Genomic DNA, 12,139 nt, shown 5'->3' with positions numbered 1-12,139 from the left:
GCGCCGACAAGCCTCTAGCGGAACTGGCCAGCCTTCGCGTTGACACTCCCGAGCCTCTCAACATAGACTTCCGTGCAAATGGGCTGGGGGATCCCGGTCGGCGCTAATGCCTCGGTGAGATCACCGGGGGCTTTTCGCTTTCTGGGGGAGGGAAAACCTTCAACCCCCAGTTCTCGAAACCTTTCCCAACTTTATTCCGCCCACCGCTGCAATAGAACTTGCGCCTGAGCACATCAAACGCGCGATTTTCCTGACCCGCCCTCAAAACACTCATGCCGATGGGCCTTGCAACAAGATCAGCCAGCTGCAATCCGGTGGAATTGACTTGTTTTGTGGCGAAGACGATGTCAAACGGCAGTTGAACCCCCAATCGGTTAGACCCGCCACAAACCCTGCGAAACTCCAACTCAAGCTCGTTATCCTCCCGCTTGCCTCGCCGTTCGAAAATCACATGCGTTAACACTTTATGTTGATGCTTTTCCTGCAAAAACTCATGCAGTGTTTCCAGACAAAAACCGAGAGCCAAGTGGTAGGGGTTGTCAGCAGATGCCTGCTTTTCACGCAGCAAGACCTTGTCGATGACGCAACTGATCAGGACGAAATTGGTGGCCTCGATAATGCCGGTCAATTCGTCGAGAAAGGCATTCTTGTGCACTCTCGAATTGAACAGGCTGGAGAACGCTCCTTTTTCTTTTCGAATCTCGAGTTCATGCAGCACGATCAGATCGTGCCCCATATGGTTGAACTTGAATTTCTGGACAGCCGGAATGACCTTTTCGCAGTAATGCCTTTTGTGAAAGACGCAAAAAGCAAGCACGAATATCGGGTAATAGGGATCCAGCTTCTGCATCCCTTGATCACCGCTTTCATCAACATAGACGATGTAGTCGCTGTATCTCCCGGACGGATACGAGAGCGCTGCCGCTTCAAGAATCGTTTGCGACTCGCTCTGGTTTTCAAACAGAGAAAACTGCAAAACAGCTACCCGCGATCCGATCGCCAATAGATGCCGATATTGCCATCCACGACCTGTTGATAAATCGTATACGGCAACACCACCGTATCCAGCACCCCGGACAACGGCAGGTCCAGCAACACGAATGGCAGCAGCACGCCGGTAGGGTCAGGTGGGGCATTGAGTACACAGAAGTCGAAGGCCAGCCCGCTGTAGATCCGTGGAATCGACTGGCAGTAGGTTTTCTGTTTGCGCATGTCGCGGGCGACGTCGGCGTCCATTTGCAGCACCGAGGCGGCGGTGCCGCAGCCGGATAAAAGCCATGCGCAGGTGCTGAGTGTTACGGCGTTTTTGATGGTCAAGGTTTGCCCTCCGAAATGGTCAGGGCAAGCTAGCACCGGGGCTGGAGCGGGCACAGTTCATGGCTTCTGGAGAAGCTGTAGGACAAGTCAGTGGAGTTTGTCCGTCATTGCTCAAAGGCAGATTTTTGAGGTTTTAAAGCCTTATCGCGAGCAGGCTCACTCCTACAAGGGAATGCATTTCCATGTGGGAGTGAGCTTGTGCGCGAAAGCGGCTCAGGCCGCGCTGGCGATGTCCTTGGGCAACCGCTGATCGATCACCTGATACAACGCGCTGCCCTCGGGCCAGTTGCGCATGAACCGCGCCCGATCCCGCGCATAAGCCGGTGCGAAACTTCCGACAGAGTTGTGCTGACACATCGAGTCGAGGTCGATCAACGCCCAGCGATCTTCCTGCCAAAACAGGTTATGGCCCTTGAAGTCGCCATGGCTGATACGTTCGGCAATCAATCGTGCGAACAGTTGATCCAGCGCCAGCAATTCGGACTCCGGCGCCGCACCGCTTTCAACATACGGCGCAAAGCGCTCGATGATGTCCGGCCCCGGCAGGAATTCGGTCACCAGATAGGCGCGGCTGCGCAGCCACAAAAAGCGCTTTTCCAGCACCGCCAGCGGTTTCGGCGTGGCGATGCCGAGGAACGCCAGGCGATTGCCTTCACGCCATGAGTGCCACGCACGGCTCGGGCGCCAGAAACGCTTGAGCCAGTGCGCGAAACCCTTGATGTTGTAGCGCTTGATCACCAGCGTGCGCCCGGCGACCTCGACTTTGCCGACGCTCGCCGCGCCGCCGGTCTTGTACAGATGGCCCTGATCGAGCAGCGCATCGGCCTGATCCAGCACCGGCAGCATCGCCGCTGCTTCCTCGCGACGGATCGCCCGCAAGCCAAACGCACCGCGCTGCACACTGAACAACGTGCACTCGCGGCCCACCTTGATCAGGTAATCCTTCAGCCGCCAGGCGCGGACCTTGGCGATCTGCTTCTGCAACGCTTCCAGCGGCAACGCATGCTCGCTGTTGCTCAGCAGGTAATACACCAGCAATTCTTCGGTGAACGGCTCCAGTGACTTTGGCAACTGGGCGAAAAACACCCCGAGGTTTTCCAGCACTTTCTGCCGCGACAACGGCTGGCCAGCCGTCTCGGCGCAGATCCCGGCACCGTCGATCAGGTACAACTGGCCGCCGTGGCGCAGCAGGTTGTCGAGGTGCAGATCTTCCTGCCACAGGCCTTTGCCATGCAGTTGACCGACAGCGCCCAGCGCCTCGGCCAGTACCGCCGATTGCTCGTCCGCCAGCACCGGCCGCGATTCGACTTGCTGCCAGGCATCACCGAGGCTTTCGGCGCCTTCAAGGAATTCGAACAGCAGCCAGCCGCCCTCACCGTCCTGCAAACCATCGGCCAGCAGCAGCGGCGTGGTCAGGCCCTGGTCGGCGAGCAATTTGACGCCCGTCAGCTCGCGCTGAAAATGCCGCGCCGCCTTGCTGCCCACCAGCAATTTGGCCAGCACTGGCCGCCCGCGCCAGACCCCGGCACCGACATAGCGCTGCCCCGGCAGCACCCGCAGCAAGCTCAACAACTGCAAATCCGCAGGACCGGCCGCGTCGGCCAGGCTGATCGTCAGCGGCAGACTCGGCGCACGTCCGGCATTTTTCAGTTCCGACAAGCGCATCAACGGGTCTCCTTGCGACTGCGCCGAGCGGTCAATCGCGAAACCCAGCTGTCGACCAGCGAACTGTCCAGCGGCTGATCGAGATAGGCCGCCAGCAACTCACGCAATTGCGCTTCGCTCCATTCCGGCGCGCGCCGCAGCAACGGTTCCAGATCCTTGACCCGATCACGCATGCCGAACAGCAGGGGCCGGGTCTTTTCCAGGTCGATCAACTGCGCCCGATAAGCGTCGCCATCAGCCTGCAAAAAGATGTGTTTCGGATAAAAGCAGCCGTGCACCTGACGCACGCCGTGCAGCAGGCGCGCCAGTTGCCCGCAGGCCTTGAGAATGGCCGAGTGCTGCGCGGCGGTCAGCTCGGACCAGCGCTGCAACAGTGCGTCGAGATCGTCCCAGCCGTCGAGGGCACGGGTCAGCAGGATCGCCTGGACATCGCCCTTGACCTTGCGCTCACCGAAGAACGCTGCCTGTAGCGCCGGAATCCCCAGCTTGTTGTAGCGGCTGATATTGCGAAACTCACGGGCGAAACTCGGCTCGCCGAACGGCGCGTGCAGGGTGCGGGTCAGGTAGTTGCTCTGGCGCTTGAGGTAGTAAGCCTGCCCTTCCAGCTCCAGACGAAACACGCTGCTCCAGCCACCGCCGTCGGTGTTCGGTTCGTCCACCGCTTCGAGCTGTTTGGCCCAGAGCGCGTCGAAAGTGCCGAGGCCATGACGCTCAAGCAGCGCCCGGTCCTCAGCGGCCAGGAAATCAGTCATTCGCGTCCCTCGAAAAATCTCACCACGTGGCGAATCCGTTTCTTGTCGGCGGCATTCAGCCGATCACGTCCGCGGTATTGCAGGTAGAAGCGCAGGCGCTGGGTGTTCGACAGGTGATACTTGGCCACCTTGTCGAGACAGGCCAGATCCTTGGTGATCCGGTATTTGAGCCAGAAGCCGCGCCAGAAATCGCCATTCGGGCAGTCGATCAGAAACAGTTGCGCCTGATCGTCGATCAGCAGGTTGCGCCACTTCAGGTCGTTATGGGTAAAACGATGATCGTGCATGGTCCGGGTATAACCGGCCAGTTGGCGGCTGATGCCATCGACCCACAGGTGATCCTTGAGTTTCGGATCATTGCGTTCGGCCAGCGCCGAGAGGTCTTCGGTGCGCGGCAGCTCACGGGTGATCATCGCGCCACGGGCATAGGCCGCGCCACGTCGCTCCAGACCCCAGGCCACCACTTCGGCGGTGGGGATGCCCCACTTGGCGAAGCGCTTGAGGTTCTGCCACTCCATCTTCACCCGTGGTTTGCCCAGGTAGCGGCGCAAGCCTTTACCGGCGCCGACGTAGCGTTTGACGTAGTAGTTGACGCCGTTGCGCTGCACGCGGATGACTTCGGACAGCGGATCACGGGTCAGGCGCTCGCCCTGCAGGGCAAACACCGCTTCGAGGCTGCCGAAATCTTCGGCCAGTTCGCTGTATTGCGGTTCTAGTGTCCAACCCGCCATCAGAGCGCATCCCCGTAACGCTGTTTGCGCGCATAGAGCTTGTTGGCCTTGGCTTCGAGCCAGCTCAGCAACGGCGCTTCTTCCGCCAGGATCTGCCGTAACGGTTGCTGGAAATAGCCTTTGAGAAAGCGCAGCTTGTCGCGACGGGTCAGGCCGATGTCCAGCGCCGAGAAATACAGCGCGGCCAGATCCTTGTTGCGCCAGCGCTGAGTGATCCGTGGACGGGTCTGAGCGCGGTGCAGGTCGATCACCGAGAGCTTGAAGTCGTCCGGGGTGATCGGCTTGTCGGTGTGCAGCAAGAAGTGGCAGATGTAGCAGTCGCGGTGGTTGACCCCGGCGCGGTGCATCATGCCGGTCATGCGCGCGACTTCGGCGATCAGCGCACGCTTGAGCGCAGGCGCAGGCGGCTGCTTGACCCAATCAATGCTGAAATCTTCGAGACTGATGGTCGGCGCCAGCTCTTCGGTGACGATGAACGAGTGCTGATCGGCCGGGTTGCTGCCCTTCTCGCCGTAAGCCACGGCGGTCATGGTCGGCACGCCGACTGCCTGCAAACGCTGGATCGCCTGCCACTCCTGACCCGCGCCGAGCACCGGCAGCTTGGCGGTCAGCAGATTCTTGAAGATCTCGCCCCAGCCGATGCCACGGTGGATCTTGACGAAAAATCCGTTGCCGTCGACTTCCGTGCGCAGCGTGCGGCGAGCTTCCAGCTCGCGGTAAACCTCGCCCTGCAAGCCTTCGACTTCGGCGAACGGGTCGCGCCCGGCCCAAAGGCTCTTGAACGGTTCAGCCAGCATCAACTTCATTTAAGCGTGCTCCGCCAGAATCACATCGGCCGCGTGCTGCGGCATGCTGTAGAGGTCGGCCGTCTCGGCGAAGGCCAGACCATTGCGGCTCCAGGCCGCGCGTGCCGCGTCGTCATTCAACATGTCAGTCAGGTATTGCGTCAGTTGCGCCTGATCGAACGGTTCGTCCAGCACGCGCCCGGCGTCCGCCTCGGCAATGTAATGGGCATAACCGCAGACCGCGCTGACCAGCACCGGCAAACCGGCGACCAGCGCTTCGAGCAGCACGGTGCCGGTGTTTTCGTTGTACGCCGGGTGGATCAACAGGTCGGCGCCAAGCAGAAAACGCGGGATATCGCTGCGGCCCTTGAGGAACGTCACGTTGTCGCCCAGACCCAAAGTGGCACTCTGCATCTGGAACAATTTGGGGTCATCCTGGCCGATTACAAACAGCCGGGTGCGTTTCTTCAGCTCGGCGGGCAATGCGGCCAGCGCTTTCAAGCTGCGATCAACACCTTTGGTCTTGAACCCGGAGCCGATCTGCACCAGCAGCAGTTCGTCGTCCTTGAGGTTGAACTCGGCACGGAAACCGGCGCGAATCTGGTCGGCATCCGCCGGCCGGCGACGATCCTGGGCGATGCCCGGCGGCAGCAGGTGGAAGCGCTCCAGCGGCGTGCCGTAGTGCTTGATGAACAGCGGCTGTTGCACTTCGGAGATCATCAGCACTTCGGTTTTCGCGTCTTTGGCGAACACCGCGCGCTCGTATTCGGCGAAGTGCCGGTAGCGGCCCCAGCGGCGGTACAACGAATGGCGCAGGTTCTGCGCCTTGTCTTCGAAGCAGCCGTCGGCGGCGTAATAAACGTCCAGACCCGGCATCTTGTTGAAGCCGATCAAGCGGTCCACCGGACGCTTGGCCAGATCTGCTTCCATCCACGCGCTGAGTTTTTCGTTGCGCCGGTGATTGAAAAACGCTTTGACCGGCGCTACCAGCACTTCGAAACCGGGCGGCACGTCGCCTTCCCAGATCAGCGTGTAGACGCGGATCTGATGACCGCGCTTCTGGCATTCGAGGGCGATGCGCATGAAATCGCGCTGCAAACCACCGAACGGGAAATATTTGTACAGGACAAAAGCCAATTGCATCAGCGCAGCTCCTCAGCCATTAACAACGTGCTCAGTCGGCTGGCGACACGCTCGGGATTCAGACGCGTGAAGCACAGAGGCTGTTCACGCTTGAGGTCAAACTGACGGGCATCCTGCGCGGTCGGTTGATACGTACATTTCTTTTGCAGGCAAGGGGCGCAGGGGAAATCACTGGCCATGTGAATCTGCACCTTGCCGTAGGCGCCGGTCAGGCCCGGATTGGTCGGGCCGAACAGCGAAATCGTCGGCACATCCAGCGCCGCCGCCAGATGGCCGAGACCGGTGTCCACCGCCACGCAGGCCTGGGCGCCGGCCAGCACTTTGCCGACCCCGGCCAGGTTCAGCTTCGGCAACACTTCGGCGTGCTTGAAACCAGCGGCGATACGCTCGGCGCGGGCCTTCTCCTGCGGGTTGCCCCACGGCAGTTTGACCCCGACGCCCAGATAGCCGACGCGCTCGGTCAGCTCGCGCCAATAGGCTTCCGGCCAGTGTTTGGTGTCCCACGTGGTGCCGTGCAGGAACACCACGAACGCACTCTTGCGTGGCAATTCCACCAGACGCTCGACGTTGAGGCCGTAATCGCCCAAGCCTTTGGGCAGGTCATAGCCGAGGGCGATGGCGAACAGCTGACGCACCCGCTCGACCGCATGCTGCCCACGGGCCACCGCCAGTTTGCGGTCATAGAAACGTGCGGCGATCGGCTCGCGCGCCGAACCTTTGTCGAGGCCGGCCACCGGGGCTTTGACGTAGCGTGTCAGCCAGGCGCTTTTCAGCAGACCCTGAGCGTCGATCACCAGATCGTATTTATTGGCGCGCACGCTTTGCTTGAAGCGCTTCCACTCGCCGCTCTTGATCGTCTGCCAGAGGTTCTTGCGCCAGCGGCGGATCGCCACCGGAATCACCTTGCCGACGGCCGGGTGCCAGGTCGGAATCTCGGCGAAACCCTCTTCCACCACCCAGTCGAACTTGATCCCGGGAATGGCCCGGGCCGCGTCGGTCAGCGCCGGCAACGCGTGAATCACGTCGCCCAGCGATGAAGTCTTGATCAGCAATACCCGCAACTTAATGAACCTCGACCACAGTGCCCTGCAATTTCTGCAAGGCATCGTTGACCGCGTCCGGCATCAGCTGGCGCAGGCAGTTGTAATGGCCGAATCGGCAGGTACGGTCGAAGCACGGGCTGCAATCCAGACCCAGTCGAACGATTTCGACGTGCTCAGCCAGCGGTGGGGTGAAACCCGGCGACGTCGAACCGTAGACCGCCACCAGCGGACGGTTCAGTGCAGCCGCAACGTGCATCAGGCCGGAGTCGTTGGACACCACCGAATCGGCGCAGGACAGCAGGTCGATGGCCTCGGCCAGCGAGGTGCCACCGCTGAGGTTGACCGATTCTTCACGCAGCCCGGGAATCAGCCGTGCGCGAATGTCTTCGCCCACTGCGTGATCGTTTTTCGAGCCGAACAACCACACCTGCCAGCCTTCGCGAATGCGCGCTTCGGCGACTTTGGCGTAATGCTCGGACGGCCAGCGTTTGGATTCGCCGAACTCGGCGCCGGGGCACAGCGCCAACACCGGGCGGTCCAGAGTCAGGCCGAACTTGGCCAGTGCCGCTTCGCGGGTCACCGGGTCGATTTGCAGGCTCGGGCGCGGATACGGTTTCGGCAGCTCGGCGTTCGGCTCGTAAGCCAGGGCCATGAAGCGCTCGATCATCAGCGGATAACGCTCTTTATCCAGCGTGCGCACGTCATTGAGCAGGCCGTAGCGGAACTCGCCGCGCCAGCCGGTGCGCTGCTTGATGCCGGCGAAAAACGGCAACAAGGCCGACTTCAACGAGTTCGGCAACAGGATCGCCTGATCGTACTGACCGGCCAGGGACTTGCCGATCCGCCGGCGCGTGGCCAATTCCAGCGCGCCATGGCCGAGCGGAAAGCTCAAGGCCTTGCGCACTTGCGGCATGCGCTCGAGGATCGGCCGGCTCCACTCGGGGGCCAGCACGTCGATTTCGCATTGCGGGTGGCGCTGCTTGAGACACTGAAACAGTGTCTGCGCCATCACCATGTCACCGACCCAACTGGGCCCAACGATCAGAATATTCATGTGGTTTCCATAAACGAACCGGGGAGGCATTTACGCCTCCCCGCCTCGAGAATTCTACAAACACTGTAGATCTGCTGTGGGAGCGGGCTTGCTCGCGAAAGGGTCTTCACATCCAACATTATTGTCGTCTGATACTCCGCTATCGCGAGCAGGCTCGCTCCCACAGGGTTTCGCATTCGGCCCTGCATCTGCCATTCAACGCAGATCCACTGTGGGAGCGGGCTTGCTCGCGAAGGGGCCGTCACATCCTGCATCGGTGGTGACTGACACTGCGCTTTCGCGAGCAAGCCCGCTCCCACAGGGGCCATCAGGTGTTTCAAATATCCGGTTTCAGCTAAGCCCCAACTCTTTCCAGATCCGCAATACCTGCCGGCGTTCCTCGACAAACTGGTCGCCTGCAATCACCCCGGCATCCTTCTGCAAGGCCTGCCGGTGGGCGGCGGAGCGGTAGGCTTTATAGGCCTCGCGCAGCAGGCTGGCATCTTCGGCAGGCATCAGCCCTTCGTGTTCCAGCTCTTCCAGAATGCGGATGTTATCGGTCCAGCGCAGCAATGGCGGGTGGCTGTGCGACCACGCCAGGGCCGCGTATTGCACCATAAATTCAATATCGACGATACCTCCGGCGTCCTGCTTGAGGTCGAACGGCGCCGTGGCCTCGAAGGCATTTGCCCCGGTCCCGGCTGCGGTGCCCTTGCTGCCGAGGTTGTCGCGCATCTTGGCGCGCATCTCGCTGACTTCCTGTTGCAATTTCGCCAGATCCCGCGGCTTGCCCAAAACCTGCGCGCGAACTTTCTCGAAGGCCTGACCGACATCCTGACTGCCGACCAGCACCCGCGCCCGTACCAGCGCCTGATGCTCCCAGGTCCAGGCTTCATTTTCCTGATAGCGCTCGAAGGCGCCGAGCGAACTGACCAACAGCCCCGACGCACCGGACGGGCGCAAACGCATGTCCACTTCATACAGCTGACCGGAGTTGGTCTGCGCCGTCAGCAAGTGAATGATCCGCTGCCCCAGCCGGGTGAAGAACTGCGCGCCATCAATCGGCTTCGGCCCGTCGGTTTCCGCCTGCGGATCGCCGTCATGGATGAACACCAGATCCAGATCCGAACCATGCCCCAGTTCCAGCCCGCCGACTTTGCCATAACCGACAATGATGAAGCCGGGATCGCACAAACTGCCATCGGTGCGCAGCGGCGTGCCGTATTTGGCCACCGTCTGACGCCAGGCCAGCGCTAGTACTTGCTCGAGAATCGCTTCGGCGAGCCAGGTCAGGTAATCGCTGACTTTCATCAACGGCAGGCTGCCGGCGATTTCCGAGGCGGCGACGCGCAAGCGGTGCGCCAGTTTGAAGTGACGCAGGGCTTCCATCTGCTGTTCGAGGTCGTCTTCGGGAATCCGCGTCAGCCGCTCGCGCAACTCGGCGGCCAGCTCCGGCGCCAGGGGCGGCTTGAACAACCGGCCCTCGTTGAGCAATTCGTCGAGCAGCAGCGGGAAACGGGTGATCTGTTCGGCGATCCACGGGCTGGCCGCGCACAGCGTCAGCAAGCGTCGCAGGGCGCCGGGGTTTTCCGTGAGCAACACCAGATAAGCCGAACGCCGGGCAACCGCTTCGACCAGCGGCAGCACCCGTTCCAGCACCAGATCCGGGTTGTCATGCTCCACCGCCTGGGCCAGCAGGCGCGGGATAAACGCATCAAGACGCTCGCGACCGAGCCGCTGCATCGCGCGCAATTGCGGGCTGCCACGCAGGCTCGCCAGCGCTTTCAGGGCCTTGGTCGCATCGGCGAAGCCGCCCTCTTCCAACTGCCGGCAAGCGGCCTCTTCGTCCTGCGCCTCTTCCCACAGCGGCAACCATTCACCGCCGACCACCACTTCGCAGTCGGCGCCCTCTTCTTCATCGGGATCGGCGATCACCTGCGCGAAGTGCCAGGCCACACGACCGCGCCAGAACATCAGTTTTTCGTGGAAGGCCTCCCAATCGGCGAAACCGAGCATGAACGCGATCCGCGCCTGATCCTGAGCGCCGTCCGGCAACATCTGAGTCTGGCGGTCGGCAATCGCCTGGATCGCGTGCTCGGTGTAGCGCAGGAATTCGTAACCTTCGCGCAGCTCATTGATCACCGCCGGCGGCAAGTAACCCTGCCCTTCCAGCGTGCTCAGCACCTTTAATAGAGGACGCTGTTGCAGGCTCAAATCGCGCCCGCCGTGGATCAACTGAAAGGCCTGAGCGATGAACTCGACTTCACGAATACCGCCGGAGCCGAGCTTGATGTTGTCGGCCATGCCCTTGCGCCGCACTTCCTGCTGGATCAGCTGCTTCATGGTGCGCAGCGCTTCGATCGCCGAAAAGTCCAGATAACGCCGGTAGACGAACGGGCGCAGCATGTCGAGCAACTGCGCGCCGGCCGCCTGATCGCCGGCCACCACCCGCGCCTTGATCATCGCGTAGCGTTCCCAGTCGCGGCCCTGATCCTGGTAATACTGCTCCAGCGCATTGAAGCTCAGCACCAGCGCGCCGGACGAACCGTACGGGCGCAGGCGCATGTCGACGCGGAACACGAAGCCGTCGACGGTCATCGGGTCGAGGGCCTTGATCAGGCGCTGACCGAGACGAATGAAGAATTCCTGATTATCCAGCGCGCGTTTCACGCCGACGGTTTCGCCGCCCTCGGGGTAGGCGAAGATCAGGTCGATGTCCGACGACAGGTTCAGCTCGACCGCGCCAAGCTTGCCCATGCCGAGGATGACCATTTGCTGCGGCAAACCACTGCGCCGGCCGGTCGGCGTGCCGAATTGTTGGCAATGGCGGCTGTACAGCCACTGATAAGCCTGATCGATGGTGGCGTCGGCCATGTCGGAAAGATCGCGGCAGGTCTGCACCAGATCGGCCTGGCGGTTCAGGTCACGCCAGATGATCCGCACTTGATGGCGGGCGCGCTGGCGGCGCAGGACGCGCCCGAGTTCGTCTTCGCTCTGCGCGGTGTTCACGGCGGCGGCAATCTGCGCGCACAGCTCACCCGGCGCGAACGGCCGATCAAGTTCGCCGGACTGCACCAGCGACAGCAACATCAAAGGGTCACGAACGCTCTGTTCAATGACGAAATCACTGGCGGCACTGACGCGAGCGAATTGCGCCCAGCGCTCCGGGGTCCAGTTCGAGAAGCCATGATCGTCTTCCAGCGCGGCGACGGCCGTACGGAACGACTGCTCGGATCGAGTGACCAACGGCAGGAGAATGGCGGGGAGTTCGGCAAGCACGGGCAGGGTCATGGTCTATCCTTGATCGGCGTGTAAATGGCCGCTTGTAGTGTTTGATGAAAACCCGCTACGCGAAGGACTGTCGAACAAAAGTTAGAAATAGCTGAAATTTCTTCTTCTTTGGCATCCAGCATCAAACTTTCACCTTTTTCGGATGGTAATCGACCAACCTTAACGATTATTCTCACAACGCAGTCGGAGGCCACAAGCCTTTCCTCTGTAGTTTTACTACTCGTCTATACAGGCGAAAGGCTGAAATGCTCAAAGATTTGTAGTAAAACTACACGCCGCCGGAACAACCTGTCGGCAATCCAAGAATTTTAAATCGTCTGCCCACAAGGCCAGTCGCAAACTCAGGCAACCGATGCTGGAAGCCTTTCCGCCCTGGAGC

Annotated in this window: 11 protein-coding genes; all 11 read right to left on the bottom strand. The window is 61.2% G+C overall.

From position 1 onward, the window contains the following. Positions 1-103: 103 nt before the first annotated feature. A complete protein-coding gene (locus ACIOUG_RS21335) occupies positions 104-976 on the bottom strand; it encodes a DUF3800 domain-containing protein (protein ID WP_401068454.1) in 873 nt (290 codons plus the stop codon). A gap of 5 nt (positions 977-981) precedes the next feature. Beyond that, positions 982-1,317 carry a YceK/YidQ family lipoprotein gene (locus ACIOUG_RS21330; RefSeq protein ID WP_401068453.1) on the bottom strand — a complete coding sequence of 112 codons (336 nt, stop codon included), beginning with the start codon at positions 1,315-1,317 and terminating at the stop codon, positions 982-984. Positions 1,318-1,530: 213 nt separating this feature from the next. Beyond that, the gene (locus ACIOUG_RS21325; protein ID WP_401068451.1) at positions 1,531-2,982 is read right to left on the bottom strand and encodes a lipopolysaccharide kinase InaA family protein; all 1,452 of its coding nucleotides are present in this window, start codon (positions 2,980-2,982) and stop codon (positions 1,531-1,533) included. Further along, entirely contained in the window at positions 2,982-3,734 is a 753-nt protein-coding gene (locus tag ACIOUG_RS21320) for a lipopolysaccharide kinase InaA family protein (protein ID WP_401068449.1), read from the bottom strand. Before ACIOUG_RS21320 ends, ACIOUG_RS21325 begins: the two co-directional genes overlap by 1 nt. Then, positions 3,731-4,465, bottom strand: coding sequence for a lipopolysaccharide kinase InaA family protein (locus ACIOUG_RS21315; protein ID WP_401068447.1), 735 nt, complete (start codon positions 4,463-4,465; stop codon positions 3,731-3,733). The genes ACIOUG_RS21320 and ACIOUG_RS21315 overlap by 4 nt, the downstream gene beginning before the upstream one ends. Further along, positions 4,465-5,271 (bottom strand): lipopolysaccharide core heptose(I) kinase RfaP, encoded by an 807-nt coding sequence (rfaP, locus tag ACIOUG_RS21310; protein WP_401068446.1) that lies wholly within the window; start codon positions 5,269-5,271, stop codon positions 4,465-4,467. Before rfaP ends, ACIOUG_RS21315 begins: the two co-directional genes overlap by 1 nt. Further along, positions 5,272-6,393 (bottom strand): glycosyltransferase family 4 protein, encoded by a 1,122-nt coding sequence (locus ACIOUG_RS21305; protein WP_367082749.1) that lies wholly within the window; start codon positions 6,391-6,393, stop codon positions 5,272-5,274. After that, positions 6,393-7,454, bottom strand: a complete 1,062-nt coding sequence (waaC, locus tag ACIOUG_RS21300) for a lipopolysaccharide heptosyltransferase I (RefSeq protein WP_401068444.1) — start codon at positions 7,452-7,454, stop codon at positions 6,393-6,395. The genes ACIOUG_RS21305 and waaC overlap by 1 nt, the downstream gene beginning before the upstream one ends. 1 nt (position 7,455) lies before the next feature. Beyond that, positions 7,456-8,490 carry a lipopolysaccharide heptosyltransferase II gene (gene waaF / locus ACIOUG_RS21295; protein WP_401068442.1) on the bottom strand — a complete coding sequence of 345 codons (1,035 nt, stop codon included), beginning with the start codon at positions 8,488-8,490 and terminating at the stop codon, positions 7,456-7,458. 330 nt (positions 8,491-8,820) lie between these two features. Next, complete coding sequence (gene glnE, locus ACIOUG_RS21290; RefSeq protein ID WP_401068440.1) at positions 8,821-11,760, bottom strand: bifunctional [glutamate--ammonia ligase]-adenylyl-L-tyrosine phosphorylase/[glutamate--ammonia-ligase] adenylyltransferase; 2,940 nt, start codon at positions 11,758-11,760, stop codon at positions 8,821-8,823. After that, on the bottom strand, positions 11,757-11,882 hold the full coding sequence (locus ACIOUG_RS21285; RefSeq protein WP_256198919.1) for a hypothetical protein: 126 nt from the start codon (positions 11,880-11,882) through the stop codon (positions 11,757-11,759). The genes glnE and ACIOUG_RS21285 overlap by 4 nt, the downstream gene beginning before the upstream one ends. Positions 11,883-12,139: the final 257 nt, after the last annotated feature.

It is taken from the genome of Pseudomonas sp. NPDC087803, from assembly GCF_044742995.1.
Classification (GTDB): Bacteria; Pseudomonadota; Gammaproteobacteria; order Pseudomonadales; family Pseudomonadaceae; genus Aquipseudomonas.
The sequence above is the reverse complement of the archived record's forward strand: the minus strand, read 5'-3'. Positions and strand labels throughout refer to the sequence as shown.